General features: G+C 49.8%; 16 protein-coding genes. 5 read left to right on the forward strand and 11 right to left on the reverse strand.

What is annotated here, in order from left to right; genetic code table 11:
- Positions 1–141: 141 nt before the first annotated feature.
- Entirely contained in the window at positions 142–801 is a 660-nt protein-coding gene (locus tag B5M13_RS26830) for a DUF4230 domain-containing protein (RefSeq protein ID WP_080058602.1), read from the forward strand.
- Positions 802–873: 72 nt separating this feature from the next.
- Entirely contained in the window at positions 874–2,904 is a 2,031-nt protein-coding gene (locus B5M13_RS26835; RefSeq protein ID WP_080058603.1) for a M1 family aminopeptidase, read from the forward strand.
- A 67-nt stretch (positions 2,905–2,971) separates the two neighbouring features.
- On the opposite strand, the gene B5M13_RS26840 is transcribed toward B5M13_RS26835, so the two are convergent.
- The 10 genes from B5M13_RS26840 to B5M13_RS26890 form a co-directional block, all read right to left on the reverse strand.
- Positions 2,972–4,996 (reverse strand): alpha-1,4-glucan--maltose-1-phosphate maltosyltransferase, encoded by a 2,025-nt coding sequence (locus B5M13_RS26840; RefSeq protein ID WP_080058604.1) that lies wholly within the window; start codon positions 4,994–4,996, stop codon positions 2,972–2,974.
- Positions 4,997–5,139: 143 nt separating this feature from the next.
- The gene (locus tag B5M13_RS26845; protein ID WP_080058605.1) at positions 5,140–6,648 is read right to left on the reverse strand and encodes a phosphatase PAP2 family protein; all 1,509 of its coding nucleotides are present in this window, start codon (positions 6,646–6,648) and stop codon (positions 5,140–5,142) included.
- Between the two features lie 80 nt (positions 6,649–6,728).
- Positions 6,729–7,649, reverse strand: a complete 921-nt coding sequence (locus tag B5M13_RS26850; RefSeq protein ID WP_080058606.1) for a hypothetical protein — start codon at positions 7,647–7,649, stop codon at positions 6,729–6,731.
- 262 nt (positions 7,650–7,911) lie between these two features.
- Positions 7,912–9,117: a DUF3179 domain-containing (seleno)protein gene (locus B5M13_RS26855; RefSeq protein WP_170061200.1), complete on the reverse strand. Its 1,206-nt coding sequence runs from the start codon at positions 9,115–9,117 to the stop codon at positions 7,912–7,914.
- 39 nt (positions 9,118–9,156) lie between these two features.
- Positions 9,157–9,762 (reverse strand): carboxymuconolactone decarboxylase family protein, encoded by a 606-nt coding sequence (locus B5M13_RS26860; RefSeq protein ID WP_080060094.1) that lies wholly within the window; start codon positions 9,760–9,762, stop codon positions 9,157–9,159.
- A gap of 434 nt (positions 9,763–10,196) precedes the next feature.
- Positions 10,197–11,744 (reverse strand): phosphatase PAP2 family protein, encoded by a 1,548-nt coding sequence (locus B5M13_RS26870; RefSeq protein ID WP_080058608.1) that lies wholly within the window; start codon positions 11,742–11,744, stop codon positions 10,197–10,199.
- Positions 11,745–11,762: 18 nt separating this feature from the next.
- The gene (locus B5M13_RS26875) at positions 11,763–12,659 is read right to left on the reverse strand and encodes a hypothetical protein (protein WP_080058609.1); all 897 of its coding nucleotides are present in this window, start codon (positions 12,657–12,659) and stop codon (positions 11,763–11,765) included.
- 91 nt (positions 12,660–12,750) lie between these two features.
- Positions 12,751–13,866, reverse strand: a complete 1,116-nt coding sequence (locus B5M13_RS26880; RefSeq protein WP_080058610.1) for a hypothetical protein — start codon at positions 13,864–13,866, stop codon at positions 12,751–12,753.
- A gap of 371 nt (positions 13,867–14,237) precedes the next feature.
- Entirely contained in the window at positions 14,238–14,777 is a 540-nt protein-coding gene (locus B5M13_RS26885) for a hypothetical protein (RefSeq protein ID WP_080058611.1), read from the reverse strand.
- 86 nt (positions 14,778–14,863) lie between these two features.
- Positions 14,864–15,640 (reverse strand): DUF2490 domain-containing protein, encoded by a 777-nt coding sequence (locus B5M13_RS26890; RefSeq protein ID WP_080058612.1) that lies wholly within the window; start codon positions 15,638–15,640, stop codon positions 14,864–14,866.
- A 244-nt stretch (positions 15,641–15,884) separates the two neighbouring features.
- Between B5M13_RS26890 and B5M13_RS26895 the strand changes: the two genes are divergently transcribed.
- The 3 genes from B5M13_RS26895 to B5M13_RS26905 all read left to right on the forward strand — a co-directional run bounded on the left by B5M13_RS26895 (position 15,885) and on the right by B5M13_RS26905 (position 18,941).
- Positions 15,885–17,495, forward strand: coding sequence for a hypothetical protein (locus tag B5M13_RS26895; protein WP_080058613.1), 1,611 nt, complete (start codon positions 15,885–15,887; stop codon positions 17,493–17,495).
- Between the two features lie 52 nt (positions 17,496–17,547).
- Positions 17,548–18,528, forward strand: a complete 981-nt coding sequence (moaA, locus tag B5M13_RS26900) for a GTP 3',8-cyclase MoaA (RefSeq protein ID WP_080058614.1) — start codon at positions 17,548–17,550, stop codon at positions 18,526–18,528.
- Between the two features lie 110 nt (positions 18,529–18,638).
- Entirely contained in the window at positions 18,639–18,941 is a 303-nt protein-coding gene (locus B5M13_RS26905) for a TlpA family protein disulfide reductase (protein ID WP_080058615.1), read from the forward strand.
- A gap of 4 nt (positions 18,942–18,945) precedes the next feature.
- Here B5M13_RS26905 and B5M13_RS26910 read toward each other — a convergent pair whose 3' ends face one another.
- The gene (locus B5M13_RS26910) at positions 18,946–19,905 is read right to left on the reverse strand and encodes an ABC transporter substrate-binding protein (RefSeq protein ID WP_080060095.1); all 960 of its coding nucleotides are present in this window, start codon (positions 19,903–19,905) and stop codon (positions 18,946–18,948) included.
- Between the last annotated feature and the right edge of the window lie 34 nt (positions 19,906–19,939).

The raw sequence follows: 19,939 nt of genomic DNA on the forward strand, positions 1-19,939 counted from the left end.
CTGGTCGGGGCCCATAAATCCGTTACTTTTGCCACCATACAGGTCTATACACCAGACTATGCTGCATAGTAAGATGAGAACATTATCAATTCTTGCTGAGCGACTGGCATCTTACCATAAAGTCTGTACATTTAACCTACTATGGATTTCTTAACTGCCGTTTTACTTGTACTGCTGGGCGCGGGTGGAGGTGTTGCTCTAGCCAATACCCTTCGAAAACGTACCGGCCTCACCAATGTCCAGCGCGACTCCGTTCTGTTGCTCGAACGCATCGAGAAAGTGTTCAAAGTGGTAATGGCAGAAGGGTACTTTTCTGAGATTTACAATTACCAGGATCAGAAAAAGATTTTGTATCTGCTCAATGATCCAAAAAAGGCAATGGTCATCGCCAAATCAAAGGTATTAGTTGGCTTCGACTTTGCGAAAGTTCGGTTTCGGGCTCCGGTCAATGGCGAAAAAAAGTTAGTTATCGACTCATTTCCAGAGCCGGAAGTACTTTCGATTGATACGGACTATAAATTTTATGATATCCAGGCTGGTATTTTGAACCACTTCAGCGGTGCAGATTACACACAGATTCTGGAAGAGGCTAAGAAGGCCATGAACGAACGGGCTATGCAAAGCGATCTGCCCAAAATTGCTAACAATCAGATTCAGTACATGATATATCAGTTGGCCAGTTCGATGGGCTGGCACCTGCAACTCCCCGAAGCGGAGCAACGCGAACTTGAGGCACTGAAAGCACAGGCCGAAACAACAAGCCAGCCCCCGAAGCTACTGACCGGACGTACCAACGAATAAAAAGCAGCTGAAACCAAGCAGATTTCAACTGATAATCCGTTTAGATGGTAATGTCTTTACGCCCTTTGTTCTATGAAAAATCTGTACTTCCTGCTTCTCTTTCCGCTCCTCACCTACGCCCAGATCGATAACGATGGAGGACAGTTCTGCCGGGCAGGCAAAATACATTACTTCGGCCAACTAGCTACTAATCCGAAAGCGCGAATGGCCTATCCAGGCGATGCCTCAATCGACGTAACGTATTATGGCCTTGATCTTCGACTGAGCACTTCACCAGCCAATATGACGGCTGCGACGACCATTACCCTTAAAAGCACGGTTTCCGGCCTGACAAGTTTTTTTCTGGACCTTAACTCAGCAACTACGTCCAGTGCCGGCCTTAAAGTCGATTCGGTCAAGACAGGAACTCAGAAACTCACATTCCAGCACACGCAAAATAAACTGACCATTTCAGCACCACAACCTCTGGCAAATGGTCAGTCTCTTTCGTTCACTGTCTTTTATCAGGGCGTTCCAAATAATACGTCCAACGGACCCGGTTATGTAAATTTCTCTTTCGATAAACACGGCCCGGCAGCCGATCCGGTGATCTGGACATTAAGTGAGCCCTATGGCGCATCGGATTGGTTCCCCTGCCGCGATACCCCGGCCGATAAAGCCGATTCATCGTCGGTACGCATTACAGCTCCTGCTCAATTGATATCGGTCTCGAACGGTAAGTTGATGAGCACGACCACAAACAAGGATGGCACAAAAACGTATTTATGGAAAAATAGTTATCCGATAGCCCAATACCTGATTTCGATTGCAGTCTCGAATTATACGCAGTACGATACCCCATTTACCTACGGGACCCAGATCATGCCCGTTACGCATTATATTTTCCCTGAAACATTTGCAATAGCTGGCATACAAACTAACCTTGCGCTAACTCCTGCTATGTTGCAGTTGTTCAGTAATCGTTTTGGAGCCTATCCTTTTCTCAACGAAAAATATGGGCATGCGCAATACGGCGACAACAGCGGCATGGAGCATCAGACAATAAGCTCGATGGGGCCATCAACCATCAGTTCATCGTATTTGGGTGCCTTCACGCCTACTACGATTGCTCACGAGTTAGCCCACCAATGGTTTGGCGATAAAATTACCTGCCGAGACTGGCAGAACATCTGGTTAAACGAAGGTTTTGCCTCCTACGCGGAAGCCATTTATACCGAATCGATCAATGGACAATCGGGTTATCTATCATCGATCAACACCTTCATGAACAGTGCTCGTAATGCGCAGGGGAGTCTTTACGTGCAGAGTATTACGAATGTTGACTATGTTTTCAATTATAATCGCAGCTATGCCAAAGGAGCTACGGTCCTGCATATGCTTCGGGGAATGGTTGGCGATAGTACGTTCTTTCGCATTTTACGTACCTACGCAGCTAGTCCGCTAGTCGCCTATAAAACGGCTGTCACGGAAGATTTTCAGGCCATTGCCCAGCAGGTTTCGGAGAAGAATCTGAATTATTTTTTCAGTCAATGGATCTATGGAGCGGGTTATCCGGCTTATAAAGCGACCATCACTACAGGAGGTTCAACGGCAACGGTTCGGCTTACGCAAACGAATGGCACAGCCTCCAATCCTGGTTCGTTTACGATGCCCATCCAGATGAAAGTGCAGTCGGCAGCAGGCGACACGACCGTCACCGTTTTCAACGACCAGGCCGATCAGACGTTTACGCTTCCTGCCCGAGGTAAAGTCACCAATGTAGTGATCGACCCTAACAACTGGATTCTGAAAACCCTATCCACAACTACTGAAACGACAACGGTTGTGACAGGTACTACCGAACCCAACGACATTGGACTACGCATTTACCCGAACCCAACAACCGAGACTATTACTGTCGATTTCACCCAATCAACGGCTGGCCCAGCTACGTTGTCGTTAACTAATTTGCTTGGGCAACGCGTCCAGGCAATCCGTGAAGTCAATCTGTCTGCGGGAAATCACAGTCGAAACTTCAGTCTGCGGGGTGTGGCTAGCGGGCGCTATACCATTACCGTTGAAACGCCAGTAGGGCTTCAAAGTCGTGTGGTGCTGGTAAACTGAGTGATTGAGCGAATGAGTGATTGAGTGAATAGCTGGCGCACAACCACTCAATCACTCATTCGCTCAATTATACTTCAATCCGAAACAAGTGCATGGGCAGGCTATACGGGTCCAGTTCAACATAATTGTGCTCCCCCTGCCAGTTATAGTAAGCGCCTGTCAGCAAATCGTGCACCTGATAATACTGTTCAGGCCCAATGCCTAACAGCCCAATCGGCACCTGCACGACACCCGCCCGTCGGTTATAGGCATCTGTATTCACAACAATCAGCAATCGATTGGCGTCTTTTACTTTTAGATAGGCCATAATTGCATCGTCGTTTACCGGGCAGAACTGGATATTATTGGTTACCTGCAAAGCCACATTTTCGCGGCGAATTCGGTTTACGAGCGAAATCAGGTAGGTTAACTTATTGGTCCGATCCCAATCCCACAACCGAATTTCGTATTTCTCCGAGTTGAGGTACTCTTCCTTATTTGGAAACGGAATGTGTTCCATCAGTTCGAAGGATGGACCATAAATGCCATAATTACTGACCAGCGTGGCCGCCAGAAAATACCGGATCAGGAATTGTGGCTCATGGCCACTCTGCAAGCTATATGGGTTAATATCATGCGTGGTTGGCCAGAAATTCGGACGGTAGTAGTATTTCATTTCCGTCTGAGTCAACTCCATCATATACTGCTCCAACTCATATTTTGTATTACGCCAGGTATAGTACGTATAGGATTGAGCGAACCCGCGTTTGCCTAGCTCCTGCATAACTTTCGGACGCGTAAAGGCTTCGGCCAGAAACAACATATCGGGAAATTCCTTTTTTACTTCGGCAATGATCCATTCCCAGAAACCGAACGGCTTGGTATGCGGGTTATCGACCCGTACAATTCGGACTCCCCACGATGCCCAGACGAGCAGCACCCGTTTCAATTCTTCCCATAAATTCTGCCAATCGTCGGTCTCGAAATAAACCGGGTAAATATCCTGATACTTTTTGGGTGGATTTTCGGCATATTGGATGGAGCCATCAGGGCGTTTTTTGAACCATTCGGGATGCTCTTTAGCCCAGGGATGATCTGGCGAACATTGGATAGCCAGGTCCATCGCCACTTCCATTCCGTAGTTGGCCGCAATCGCAATCAGGTGTTTAAACTCCTCAACCGTACCTAGTTCAGGGTGAATGGCATCGTGCCCGCCCTCCGGCGAGCCAATTCCATATGGGACGCCAGGTTCGCCAGGCTGGCAGATAACCGAGTTGTTTTTCCCTTTCCGATGTGCGGTACCAATGGGATGAATCGGCGGTAAATAGAGTACATCGAAGCCCATACCCGAAATGCGCGGCAATAGAGCCTCTACGTCTTTAAAGGTACCATGCTTGCCCTCGACCCGCGAAGCCGAGCGGGGAAACAGGCAATACCAGTTACTAAACCCGGCACGGGCTCTATCGACCTCAACACCCAGTTCGTGACCGTATCGGGTTACGTGCTGCCGTTCCGGGTAGCGACTGGCATAAAACGTAAACTGATCGCTTTCGGCAACGGATACGGCTTCGTTGTAGCGGCTCTCATCCCGAAACAAGGCTGCCATTTCCCGAATTGCCTTTGCATCAGTACTTTCCGAAATCGGTTCACTTTTTGCTTTCGTCCCTTTTCCCTTTCCACCTTTCTTTTGTTCTGTTGCACCGCCTGCTCTAACCAGCATACCATCCAGATACTGCGCTCCGGCCAGTAGCTCACTGGTAATCCGCTGCCCATCGGCCACTTTCAGATGGACCTCGTGCTGCCAGGAACCCGGATGATCGACCCAGGATTCCAGGGTATAGAGATACTTACCCTGTTTTTCGACCACAAACGATGCCCCCCAGCGATCATTTATGATCGGGGCCATCGCCGTTTCGGTCCAGTTGGCATCATCAATATGTTTAAAGAGCAGGACAGCCGTCAGGTAATCGTGTCCATCCGCGAAGATATCCGCTTCAACAGCAATGACATCCCCCGGTACAGCTTTGATAGGGTACAGTCCGCCATCCAATTCAGGGGATACATGTTCAATAACGACTCGCGACTGACCGGTAAGAGTTTCCGAAACATTCATGCAATCATAGGTTTTATGGGTAACTAACTCGCAAATACTAGGGCAATGTTACAAAAAAGCCGGATTCTCAAACCCGGCTTTTCATGAAAACGAAATTTAGCAATTATACGCCATTCCTCATACAATAGACTTATCTGTCCGATTCATTTTGCCCCGTCGACTTTAGCCGCAGCAACAGCCAACTGCCCAATCGCCGTACCCAACTTAGCCCCTTCGTCGTTATCGAACCGATACTGCGTACCTGCATACAAGCCTGATAGCGATGCTTCGGTAGCCTGAGCCGCCAGTTTGGTAGCATCGCTCGGGAATAGATAGCTTAAAAGCGTTGCGGCTGTACTGGATACCGCTGCCCTGTCCGATATATAACTCGGTGTATTCGGAATAACGGTAGCGGTTTTAATTGTTGGATCGATCTGCGAGGGGCGGGGCACAAAATAGGTGTATTGCATACGCCAACTAGCCGTAGTAGCATCCTGCATGGCCCGGTTCAGCAGGGAATAGGTTCGTGCCGCCCGTAGCTCGTTCTGCCCATTTTCCCGAATAAATTCTTCCGTTAACAGATTCCATAAGCCCGACAAAGAATACGTATTGGGGCCATTGTCCCAGTAGCTGGCTATACGCGACTGATCACGCGTGCGGGCGGCAGCTATATCGTGTACTTCGCTCAATGCCTTCTGGAAATCGGCAGACGTGGTGGCTGGCGGAGTAGCAGGAACTATTTTGGCAATAGACGTTGAGTCATACCAGGTTTTCACTTTACCGGCCAGCGGCAGGATAGGGGAACGGGCCGGTATTTCAAGACTGGTCCATTTTTGATCATAGGGTGCTTTCGCCAATGCCGTCTGCCAGGTATTGGTCGGATCATTAGCCGCACCAAAACGATCTGCTTTAGCCCGGTCAATAACTTTGGTAGCCAATGCAGCCGCCAGCGCTTCGCCCGCTTTCACGTCGCTCGGCACGCTGGCTCCAGCCCATATGCGGCTCTGCTTATGCTCAGTTGCTTTAGCCTTTAAAAAAGCTACCTCATTCGGAAATAGATACGCCAGTACCTGACAGGAAACTTCGGCCACGGCCGCATCCTCCGAGGGATAGGAAGGGACGTCGAGTACAGGTGCCCGCGAAATCACACCCTGCTGCTCCAGCGATGGCCGATTATACTGAAATTTGGCCCGCCAGGCTACAACCAATGCGTCGTACTGAGCAGCACTCAGCAAGGCATATACCCGAACGGCATACGGAGGCCCTGCATATGGATTGGCCGATTCAGCGGGTGTTGTCTGTCCCGTTGCATAGTCATAACCGGGCGCAACATTGTACTTGGCTACTAACTGTCGGGCAATCTGATTCCAGCGCAAAACAGCCCCGTAAGCCCAATAGTTAACGGCCGTATTCTGCTCAGGAGTTGCCGCCAGAACGCCGTTTTTCACATCGGCCAACTCCTGCTGATAGGCAGCCGATGTGGTTGCGAGCGGTTGCGGTACGCTAATATCCGTAACAGCTTTGAGCACAACTGTTTTCCAGCTACCTCCATCGGCATCTGTGGATGTAGGCACAATAAAAGGCAGAACGCCTTCATCGATAGTAGGTTCCGAACACCCCACTATCCACACCAGCAAAGCCCCTAAGCTAATGGTTACAAAAAATAGTCTCATAGTAGTTGCTGTACCGTAGCTCTCTGGTCCGCATAGCTATACGTAAAAACTATACTTATGCGGACTAGAGAGCCACGACACTAATTATTGGCAGTCCAGTGACCGATTACAAGGCCTGCATTGATTTGGGAGTTCTTCCCGACGTTACGCCCATCGATAATGGTATTGTAGCCAGCCGTCAGGCCAAACTGCTTCGCTAAACGAAGATAAGCCGTGGCGCCTACCCGTGTGAAACCCACCGCATTGGTCGGAAATGGAATTCCTGGCCCAATGTCGGTTCCCTTTGTGTATGGCGTTTGCTGCTGCCCCCAGACATCCAGATTGAGCCATGTATTCACATACCCCCCCCGCACAATGATTTCGGTAACATCGGGTACGTTCACCTTCGAGCCGCTATTCGGATTGAGTTGGCTGGGGTCATAATAATTTACCACATGATCGAGCGTAACCTGCCCCCGGCGGATATACCCATACTGCCCGGTTATAAAAAAGGATTTCCCTTTCAGGTGCAGCATCGTACGACCGTCCCAGTTTTTAGAGCCACGCCCAATGGCAACCATCGCGTCATTGACGTAATTCTGAATAGGCATGGAGTAGCCAACGGCGAACAGCCATGAGAGCCTGAGTTTTTTACCCAGTTTGTAGTCGTAGGCCTCCCATCGAAGCGTAGCGGATGCGTCCTGAAACCCTTCCTGCTTCGGAAAATAGCCCGCACTGGCTTCGGTACGGATATAAGGCGCGGCCACGATCAGATCGAGGTCGTACCCCAAACCATATGTCCCGACAGCGGTCAATGCCTGCGTGGTCACCGTTCCCAGATTTGGGTTTTTGGTCTCGGTTTTATTGATGAAATAGGTACTGTAACTTTCCTGAGAACCAATAATGGCCAGGCTGGCTTTTCGATGTCCCTGCATAAACCCACCAATGATCCATTGGGCCCTGGCCTGATGGGAAACGAACAGCGTTGTCAGGAATAGAATGGCAAGAGGTAAAAATCGCATAGGCTACTTGGTACGGTAAAGGTAGTCGTTGGCCTGAATTCCGGGGCATTTTCTGGCCGATTCTGCGCGAACGGTCTTACAAAACTACCAATATCCCGTCTGCTCACACCCGAAGAACGTCAGGTTGAGCGCCGTATTGCCAGCGTGAATTAGATTCTATTGATGTGTAAAGGTCGCTGAACGAAGTGCAAGGCTCCGAGAGACATTTTCCCGATAATCTTTGCGCATCACTCAGCGACCTGAATGGTTTAAAAACCGAGTTTTACCGCTGCGTCTGGGGATGGAACGATCGCCAGCTATGCCAGAACTCCTGGTACGCTTTCGGCATGGCTGATAGCCGACGGCCTTTCAGCGGACCAGCCGTACAATGCCCGCGCCAGGTCCAGATTGACTTCGTTTCCTGATCGATCAGTTGCCGATTCGTATAGTGAAATGTAAGCGTCTGAACACCCATCCGACGATTCCATACACCAAACGATGCGCTATCGGGCGACATCGCTATCAGTACCGGTTCACCTCCTACTACGTCGTTGACTACTCGATTCGTTTGTAGTTGATTCCAATCGTAGGCTTTTGCAAAACCCGCATGTTCAACACCAATTACCCACGATTTTGGATGCCACGATGCCGAATCCCGCCGGGTGAGTTTACCTTTCGCTAAGCCCTTGTCGTAGGTAAGCATCCCTTTGAACTCCTCGGCAAAGGTTGAATCGGCTTGCAAAACACGCGTATTGGGGTGTTCATGCGCCCATTCGCGTAGCGTCATCTGACGAGACGAAAGAGGCATCAGCGATTTTCCACGCAACGGGCCAACTACGGCTTCACCCGTTGCCTGCCGCCACCATGTTCCAGTACGGTTGTCTTCAAACATCGCGTTGAAATGATCCATACCCACCAGTCGAAACTCGTCGGCCTGCCCCTGCACCAGTGGGTTAAATACACGGCCTGTCCGGCAAACGGTACAATAGGTCACCATGATAGGCTGCCCTCCAACCGTATCCCGCACCTGGTGATGATACCCAATCAATTGAATCGGATACGCCGTTGCCTGCCCTAGCGCTTCGAAGCCTATTACGAGTTTATCGAGTGGAATTTTGTTCTGGCTCATGGGTACAACCCGCTTGGTAGTTGGCTGTAGAAACATATGGTCGGCCATCATCTGCTGATGAACTATGTAGAGTACTCCGCCATAGACCAGCAATAAAGCGAAAGCGGTATATCGCTGCCATGCCCGAAGCGGGCGAATCAGAAGTCGGTAAGCGGGGTAGGCCAGCAGCAATAGCCCAATACCTCGCAACCAGCCCATATGCAGATGCAGCCAGTACGCCAATTCGACCCGGTCAAGCGATGTTTCTCCTTCGGCTAACCCCAGCTGGCTACCCGGAAATGGCATAATGAAATAAACACTGGCCGCTTCGAGCGCAATCAATGCGAGTATACAGACTATAAACCAGATAACGTTTTTCATATAGATCGTCAATCTACTACCCTATCTTATGCTCACTAACTAATTCGTTTCCGCTCCTGAAAAGGTCGATTCGACAGGTGGCATATAGGCATCCTGCGAAGCATAGCCACCGGCAGCTATCCGGGAAGCTCGGTAGCGATACAGATCCGGTTTGTTAGGCGCTTCGGTAGCCAGTCCATCCACATACCGATTGAACATGCAGAAAGCCGCAGCAATCAGTACCGTATCGTGAATGTCGAGGTCGGTGGCTCCTTCAGCGCGTGCGGCTGCAATAAGGTCGGGCGTTACAGCCTTGCCACTCTGCTGCACGGCGGCTGCTACAGCCAGTAACGCTTTCAGCTTAGAACTGATAGCCGCCTGTTCGGGATTACATTTAACCGATTGAACCAGACTCCAGTCTTCATCGCCGAGGTGATGACTCGCAACAGCACCGTGGATGGTCTGACAAAAAAAACAATCGTTCAGCGACGATACATAGGTAGCAATCAGTTCGCGTTCGCCTTCCGTAAGGCCTGAGTCTGGCCGATGGGCGTTGTCGCGTAGTAACACATTGACCAGCGCATTGAGTGGATCGGCCGTTTGCGGACTAAACGCCATTGGCCCACGAATTCCAGGTAATCCTTCAGGCAATTGGATATATGGCATAATTTTCGTTTGTTTAGCAGTGTAAATAGTACCCCGGCCGTAAAACAACCGGGGACTAAAACCAACCTATACTAAATGTTTTTGAAGGCTGACGATTTTGTCAGCCTTTATTTTGTTTTAGGTACCTGATAACCAAGCGTTCCCATACGCTCATCCATTGCTTCATAAGCAACCCGATCGGTAGGCGTCAATGTGGCAAACCCATCAACATAGCGGTTGTACATACAGAACGAAACCGCAATCAGTTCACGCTTGCCAATCGTTAACGTAGACTATCCTCGCAGTAAAATCTGCGTAAGCTCCCGGCATGGCGGTATCCAGACGGTACTTGAGCAACCCACTAATACCCGGCAACTGCTCAGCCAGTGGTAAGTGAATGACTGAATGATTTCGGAATGATGTTAAATCACTATTTCGCTCTTTCGCTCGTTTTATTAGAGTCCCGATCCGTCCGCTTTACCACGATTTACGGCATAAGTACCGATGTTCTTACCGCATTCGAGCCCTACCGTGCAATCGAAACGATAGTGAATCAGTCCATAAATCCGAGAGTTTGACGCTTCCTGTGCCTGCGCCCAGAACTCACTGGCCCGATCGGGGAAGATGCTGCCCAACACAGTAGCCGCAGCCGCCGAGAAGGTCGAGTGGCCGGAGGTATACGACGGGAAGTTTGGCAGACCAACCGATGTTTTCACACCGAACTGCTGAGGACGTGGATAGTAGTAGTAATACTTCGTATCCCAGCAGCAGATACCGGCATCCATCAGCGATGTGCCAACCAGAGCCAACGTACGGGCCATACGCACCTCGCTGTATTTGGCTTCGCTAGCCGCATTGGCAGCCGTACGCAGCCAGTGGCCCGGAGGGGTGTAGGTCCCGGCGCCATCAGCCCAGTAATTGGCAATACGAGCCTGTTCGCGCGTCTGATTTTTGTTGATGGCTTTCAGCTCGTCCAACGCTTTGGTAAACTCAGCACTATTCAACGCGGGTGGTGGGCCAGGACGAAGCTTAACTTTCGTAGCCGCATCGAAGTTCCAGGGCGTTACAGCGCCATAGTTTGGCAGCATGGGGGGGCGAATAGGGCTTTCCTGACTTACCCATACTTCGGTCAGTCCCTGCGCTTTAGCAACCTCGATCATACCGGCCGTAAGTGCCTGGTTGTTGGATGCACTCATGCCATCGGTCTTCGCACGCGCCATCACTTTGGCAGCTACCTGATTCCCCAGATCAGCACCCGCCGTCAGATCACTCTGTACGTTCATACCAGCCCACAAGCGGCTATTCTGATGTTCAGCCAGTTTGGCATCCAGAAACGGTACTTCGCCGGGGAACATGGCTTTCAGCACGACATAAGACGCAGCCGCGACAACCGCATCTTCCGACGGATAGGCAGGAATCGTCGACGTAGGTAATGCCACCCGAACCGTAGCATCCACTTTCGACGGAGCCGACCGCTTGAACTGGTATTTATAATTCCAGGCGGCTACCAGCGCATCATATTGGGCAACGCTCAGGTAGGCCAGTGCACGAGCGGCATAAGGTGGATTAGCAAACGGGAATTTTGGGTCGGCCAGTGGATTAGCCGCATCAGGAACGGGGTATTTACCGTCTGCTGTAGAGGCCGGAGGAATGTTATACCGGGCAGCCAGTTCACGGGCAATTTCGTTCCAGCGATACACCGCTCCAGCGCCCCAATACACGACAGCCTCCTGCTGCTCCTGAGTTAAACTGGCCGATTTCGATTTCAGATCGGTGAGTTCAGCCTGATACGCTGCCGATGAGGTAGCTTTAGGAGCCGCTACGGTCACATCAGTTGGCGCAGTTAAGACATAGGTTTTCCAACTTCCCGCTTTTTCATCGGCATTGGCGGGAGTATACCCTACACGCTGTGGTTCGGATATACTCTTATCACAGGAGATAATCGAAACAGATAGCCCAGCAGCAAGACTACCGATAGCCATAAGTTTATATGCGTTTTTCATTGTGTGCTACGGCTTGGCTTATTTGTTGAAATTGATTTGATACAGCAGACCAACCATATAGCTGGTACTCTGACCTACATTCATACCATCGACTATATAACCGACGCGGGCATTAACCCCGATGTTGCGCGGCTGGACCTTACCATACCATCCAATGGAGGTAGCCTGCATGTTGTTGGTTGGAAACGGCATATCGTTCCGACGAATGTTATCACCACTCAGGCAGGCACTACGTTCAGCCCATACTTCCGTTTGCCAGCCTTTCCGCTGAACCCCCAGCCGAACCGCAGCATCGTAGGTATTGGGAACCTGTACCTGATTGGTGTTATAGACCCGGTCATCTGCCTGATACGAGTTCTGATCGATTGTGATGTTACTCCGCCAGCCATAGCTTCCGTGTGCGGTCAGATATACCCCCGTTTTAGGCTCTTTGTAGCTCGCCAGCAACCGGCCGGTAAAGGTGCGACACTGCAACCCAATCGACATCGGAAGAAAACTCGGCACATAATTTCCAATAGGAACCGACCCACCAACAATGGCATTGAGCGAAAATCCTCCGGCTTTCACTACCTTCATTTTCAGCCAGGCCGATAAATCCTGAATACCATGCTGCCCCATCAGATTACCGGCACTGGTGCTCGTCCAGATGTACGGTAGACTCAGAATCACATTGACCCGGTTACTAATGCCGTAAGCAGGCATAACCATCACACTCTGGGTCGTATGTGTACCAATATTGAAGTTCTCACGTTTGAGTGTATTCTCCCAGTATTGATTCCAGGAGCTATACCCATACATCCCTGCTACGCAGAGTTGTTTTTTACCCATATAAATGGCATCGTGCGGCATTTGTGCTTTTGCCACAAACGGCACCAATAGCCCTGCTAAAGCAAAGCTTTTTAGCGTTGTTTTCATGTTGGAGGATTACCTTCCGTACTGATTAGAAAATAGTTGACAGGAGGTCGGCCTGGATACCGACCCCTCTAAAAGCGCTTAGGCAGAAAGCTTAAAACCAGCGGGATACATTGATCGACACCAAATAGTCGGCAAAGGCGGCATCGCCGTGCTTTTGGCCCAGTGGGTCCAGGCGGTCGGCATAGCTCTTGGTCCGGTTCCGGTAAACAGCCCAGGGCATGGTAGCGGCTATGGATGTTTTATGCCGCATATACGACAAGCCCGGCTCAACCGATACGATATACCCCGGACGGCGGAAACCTGAACTTCCCCCGAAGGCATCGATGGCTGGTACACCTTCCACTCGTCCACCAAGCATAACCGCCAATCCAGGTACAGCTTTGATCGACTGGCTTAAACCAACACGGGCAGCAAATTGGTCAGCTACCGAGAACGTCCCCGTAACCAAATCGATGGTGGTAGCGGTTGGGTTCCGAACAACGCCGTTCGTTTCGCGTGGATTGAACAGATAGAACCCATTGGCATAGGCCGTTAATGTGCTGTTGAGGGACGCATACCCCTGAAGTTCAACACTTATACCCACGCCACCATCACCCAATTGAATCGACTGATCGACAGGCAGACTAACCGTATAGTCCTGCCCTTCTTTAGTGAGCTTGTGAAAACTATCCGTTACGCTGTAGTTCCCTGTCGGTAGTTTCACGCCCAGGCCAGCCGCAATATTTGCCTTGGGCAGTTTTACAGGGTTAACCAGCCAATAACTGCCCGAAATACGCAGATCACCAATCCCCTGAGAGCCGGTATGGAATCGCTTCTGCTCAGGATTTTGGGCTACGGAATTGCCGTAATGTTCGTACAATGACGAACGATCGTAGTACTGAATAGGAAGGTTGGCCGAAAATGACAACCGGTTATTGACCATATAGGTAATGCCCAGATCAATAGCGTGCGACAGATTGATGACGTTGGTGCCCTGTTCAACGCGTTGGGTTTGCTCCACATCGCCAACAAAATGCTTATACGAGCGAAAATAACGATAACCTGCCGACACTTGCCAGTGGCCATTGCGTTGTTTAAAATAATCGGCCGAGCCTGCCGGAGCAGCACAACTCATGTGTCGAACGGCCACACATCCCTGCGCCAGGGTTGTACTGTTAGAAAGTAGTATATAGGCTACCGCCAGAACGAGGGTAGAAATCGTTTTCATACCTGAAAATGTCTGAATGAAAATTGACTAAACTAATGAAGACTGCCTACGACAGGATGGAACGCTGGTACAGGCTAGTCTATAAGCCAACCGTAGCCACGAACGTGACTATTCGCAGGATTAGTTAAAAATCAATCGTGCTGAGACAGGATTAGCTAACGACGGTTTGGCTGACTGCGAAGACCACGCAGCAAACGACGCATATATCGTTTTTAAGGATATTATACGAACCAGCGAAACCAAATGAAAGCTATAGGAGAACGTTTTTGCGTGCAACGAAACTCGGCCTACGGGTTTATATACCAGTGATACCAGAAAACGTTGAACCTTGAACAAGCTCAATTCCCTTTCTACACGATTGGCAATTTCCCTCAGATTTCGGGCGGGGGCGAATGAATAGGAAGGGCGCGGGCCGTTAACACGAACAGATGTTCGGGAATACGAATTGATTCACGCCATTGAGGAGCAAGAAAACTAAAAATAGCTCGGGGGCTTGGCGAATATTCTTTCAGCAGAAATTTCAGCAGTTGATTAGCCTTCCGGTTCGACTCAGTAGTACCAGTTACGTGCTTGTTCAGAAACGAAAGCAGATCACTTTGCCAGATCGATCGGTTCTCGGTTTCCAGGGCCGCAATATGCAGCCGGTCGCCCTGAATTTCCAGGCTCACCACCGAATAATAATGCCCACGGTAACTAAACCCATCGGAAGTAGTTCGGGTAATGGTGCTGGCGTCGAGCCTGTCTTTCAACGGAATCTCAAACTCAACGATACTATCAACTGAACGATAAACCGAAAGCTGTTCCGACAAATCGTGCTCTGCCTGCCACCATGTACCTACAAACACAAGCACATAGGCTAGTGTGTGATACACCAGAAGCGCAAAGAGGCCGATAGAAACTACTTTCTTCAACTGCGTTCAGTAAATTTTTCCCAAAAATAATACTAAATCTCAAACAAAATTGATGCCACAGGGCAGGTTTTTTTTTAAGGCGTTGTTTAAGGCGTATATAGCCACACGCCAAGTTCCGACAGATCGAAATTAGCCGCCCACGTTACTTGTAATAGATGTAGGTAACGGTGATCCTGCTGGGGGTTCCGAATCAGATTCTGAAACATATACCCCATCTCGATCTTGCCAAATTTCTGGGTATTGTAGCCTATTCCACCGTAAAGCCAGTTTTCGCCATAAAAGGCATTTTTCGAACTGATCGGACTATTGATGGCTCCGGTCAGGCACAGAAACGCTTCATTGGACGCGGATGCATAGAACCCGGTTTTCTTAATTTTCGGATCGTAAAGCGGGAAATTCGCCCCAATCTGATACCGAAACAGGGTCGCATACGACCATTGATTACTCTTCATATTAAGCGGGTAACGCTCTTCGTACCGTAGCCGGTGCGATAATTTGAGCCTTCCCAGGGCAGGAACATCATGCGTAGCTACCGCCTGAACCCACAAGCGATTCTCATTAACGTGCAGACCAAACAGGTTATGCTTCACATACGCATAGCCCACTCCCAACTGGACATTTGGCAACAATTTGTAGTTTAGACTAGGCTGCAAATAATATTGTAAAGCCGTTGCTGGATAGCCTTTCTCGGCAATTGTCTGATGAAAGGCATCGATAGTCGAGGAGATATAGGCATTGTATTGAAACTTCTTGCCCAAATTGCCTGACTGCGAAATGGCCGGGAAGAAACCATAGAAAGTCCAGTCCTGCGCTAAACAAAGGCAACTGTTTAGCAGTAAATAAAGAAGTAGGCCAAATCGCATGAAGTTACGTGGTTGAACATCCGTAACCTATTACCCCAAAATGTATGCCAATTAAAGAGTGGTAGTTGTTAGACTATATAGGATAGTAAATATGAGTTGGCGCAACAGGGAATACGACTAAGCTAGCACAAGCATAATTCCAGAATCATCAACAGAATACTGTACGTCCATTACCGTTCTAATCTAGAAAACTATTGACGACCTTTAGTGTCGTTAAAACCCGTTTGTTCAGTTATAAGCGATTATGAAATTTCTCAGCTTAGCCTTTTTAATCAGTCTATTCGGAGCAGGTGTCTGGTACGTTCGCAGTCGTGTACCCGAACCCGTCGTGGGCGTTCAACTAACTGGCAATCTGCCTCCGCAAACGGCTCTGTCGCCTACACCTCGTTCGCGGTTTAATCCCAGCACGCGGAAAGGTTATTATAGCCTGGATGTCGTCAGCGATTTTACTATACCCTCTACCAAATCCATTACCTTTTGCGGAGCGGGACGCAACCTTCATGTCAAACAGGACCCAACCAAGATCTTCCGACGAGGCTTTACAGCCGTCGAACGGAGCCGGATGATCCCAAATGTGGAAATCTGGGGGGGCGATTCATATCCTCCCGGCGGCTGGAAAAGTACATTACAGATCAGCCAGCGGGCCAATATTCTCTATCGGGGATACTTTAGAGATTCGTTTGGGCTGGGCTGGTCGGAAGACAATGGGAAAGCCGACCAGACGCTTTATCGAGTAGCGACCCCTCGTTCCAATGCGCCAGTTAATCGCCAAACGATTTTTCAATCGGCCCTGGAACTAAATGGCAATTGCGTTGGCTTCGGCGACTGCCCCTCTACCGGCTGGAAAAGCACCTATGGGTTGATTTTCCTGGATATTGAGAACAATTACGGGATCAAAAATCTTCAGGAGCAGGTAAACTTATATACGTATCTGGTAAAGACCATAAAGGAAAACGCCAGCCCCCAAACGCTGGTAGGCTCCATCGATCCGGTAGCGCACAATAGCTTCGGGTACTCCCGCACGTCCGACTATCAGGCTGGAGTCGATGAATTTCTGACAATGCCCGTTCGGCACACAGCTTCCAGTCGGCAGCGTGGATTACCCGACAATCTGATTGGTAAAACTTATTCGGACTACGCCGATTTTCTGATGCCCGGCACCTATTATTTATACCCTGAACTGGATTATTCGGCCCAACACAACAGCGACGGTGATCGACACTGGCTGGCCGCTTTACTGGGTGAGCAGGAGGTAAATATGAAACTATCGCCCAAAAAACGGATTGCCTGGCACTGGCTGTTCAACACCCAGAATGCTGAATTTCCGGGTAGTGCCAAAGCCGAACACCCTACTCCGCCTGCTGTATCTGAAGGCATGGGAATATTTTACTGGTTTACGGGTGCCTATGGCGTCTTATTCTGGGACGATCATACCGACCTGATTCCCGATCAACCCTCTCCGAGCGACCCCTCCCAGACTGGCCTTGGCAACGACCGTAATTATGCCTGCTATGAACATTATGTGCATGGCCTGTGGCGGTTGTTCAAACATCATAGTGACCTGTTCAACGGACGCGAAACGTATCTGAACGAAGCTACGGAGTGTTCCTACGATGGGGGTCGGACCTGGTATAAATACAATGCCAACCAACTCAAAACCCGTAACTTACCCTTTGTTCGGGCTATTGTCAACGGGAATCAGATTCTGATAGCGGCTACAAAAGCCTACGCCCGACCCGACCAGACCAGTCAGGTGATGGTGCGTTATGTTGACAATGGGTATCGGTTTTATACCACACTCACCCTGAAAGGGGATGAGATCTATTTGGGCCGGGCCGCCATGCCACGGGGGTAATGGCTTTCGGATATGCAATCAAAATCGGTATTTTTGTGTTAGTCCTCTACGCATGATTTACGACAACCACAATCGCCCCATTACGTACCTTCGACTGGCCGTAACCGATCGCTGCAACCTGCGGTGTTTTTACTGCATGCCCGAAGAAGGGATCAAGTACTTGCCCAAGCATCAGGTACTTACTTACGAAGAAATGGAGCGGCTGGTCCGTATACTGGCCCAGTTGGGGGTTCAGAAAGTGCGAATTACGGGCGGAGAGCCTTTTGTTCGAGCGGGTTTGATGCCGTTTCTGCATCGGCTGGCCGCTATTGATGGATTAACCGATCTTTCACTAACCACCAATGGTGTGCTTACGGCTCCCCATGTTGCAGCCATGGCAGCTCTCGGCGTGCGGTCAGTGAATTTAAGCCTGGATACCCTCGATCGCGAACGCTTTCGAACAATTACCCGTCGCGACGAATTACCCGCTGTCCTGAAGACACTCGACGCGCTTCTGGAGTCAGGCATTCAAACGAAAATCAATGCAGTGGTTATGGATGGTCAGAACATTGAAGACCTCATTCCGCTGACCGAGCTTACCCGTCGACTACCCGTTGATGTCCGATTTATTGAAGAGATGCCATTCAATGGGGAAGGTAGTCATTACCCGGTTCTTAACTGGACGCATCAGCGAATCATCCATGAAATCCGCGAGCACTTTCCCGACATCGAAAAATTGCCGGACCCGCCATTTTCCACGTCGGCCAATTATCAGATTCCGGGGCATCAGGGCACGATTGGCGTGATTGCTGCCTTCAGTAGGACGTTTTGTGGCACCTGCAACCGAATTCGTCTGACAGCACAGGGTACACTGAAAACCTGCCTCTACGACAATGGTGTGCTGGATGTTCGGGCCATGCTTCGTACTGGTGCAACCGACGAAGAGCTAACTGCCGCCTTTCTACAGGCATTTGCGCATCGCCCCCGCAACGGTTTCGAAGCCGAAAACCAACGAGTGACCGTAACCGAGTCGATGGCTACGATTGGAGGTTGATAATCCGGGAAAATAGCTACTGACTTTACGTTGCCAGACTTATCAGAAAACCCCGTTACGCTTTATAAGCTAACCCGTAAATTCATACTGATCGACTTTCAGACGCTCACATGCTTTCATGCCCGCAAAGACCTGGAAGGCTAAAGAAGATTTACAAGGCTTATCAGCCTGCGGGTCTGGAAATCCTTACGGTTTATAGCGGTTATGGCCAGCAAGTACCTAAAGAGCTGCTCCAAAAAGAGAAATTACCCTGGTTGGCAGTCATTGATAATGGTGTAGGCGAATCGAAAGTGTCTACTCAAGTTAAACGAACTCCTGACAACGTATTTTTCGACCAGAATAAGCGGATTATTGCACGTGATCTATCGCCCGATGAATTAGCAACTACCTTAAGTGAACTCGTGAAAAAATAGTAGTCTACAGCCGAATCCCCGCCGGAATACCTTCTAAAAATTTATTCGTAAACAGAGCGTCAACATCCATCCGCTGAATGAGTTCGCCTTTAGCGTCGGTAAGCATACGGTTACGGATCATCCAGTTAACGAACGATAACCAGATAGTTCGGTGCATAAAACCCCAGTGCCCTTCGCCATCCAGGTAATAGCCCGAAACCATTTGCTGGCTTTGCTCTATAAAATTGCGATTTGTCAAAGTAGGATGATTCGCCGTTTTGATCAGGATACGAGCGGCCTCATCGGGGTTTTTCATGGCAAACCGGAAGCCAGCCGTTGTAGCTTCCAGAAATCGATGTAATGCGTCGGCATTCTGCTCGGCCCAGTCCTGATGAGCCGTTAACACAGGATTATAACCGTAAGGAATCTCGTACTCGTCGAACAGGAACTGATTCAGGTCAATACCATCAATATCCGCTTTCACACCCTCCCAGGTCAGCCAGCACCAGGCCGCATCGACTTCGCGGGTTACCAGCGCCCGCCAGATATTCGCCCACGGTGATTTATGGGCCACGAATTGGCCCCGCCCATCGTCATTCTGAATTAATTGGCGAATAATATCTTCCTCATACCGCGCTCCATACGACGCATAAACTTTGCCGTCCAGTTCACGCGGATGCTCGATACCACTTTCTTTCAGGGTCATAATGGCACTCACATCGCGCGCCAGTATGGTGGCTACCGCAATCAGGGGAACACCATTGGTCTGGTAACTTATTACACTTTCGGAAGGCGTAATGGCCAGATGGGCGTCGTTTTGGGCAACTCGGCGGGAGGGCGCTATCTGATAATTTTCCTGATCGGGCGAGATAAACGTTACATCAAGCCCAGCCTGCTCGTAAGCTCCTTTCGCAAAGGCCACATAAAAGCCGGTGTGGTTGGTATTGGGCGTCCGATCGAGGGCTAAACGAATTTTCGTGTTCATACGGCGCGGTAGTGTTACGGCTATGTTAACCATG

This window comes from Spirosoma aerolatum, assembly GCF_002056795.1.
Lineage (GTDB): Bacteria > Bacteroidota > Bacteroidia > Cytophagales > Spirosomataceae > Spirosoma > Spirosoma aerolatum.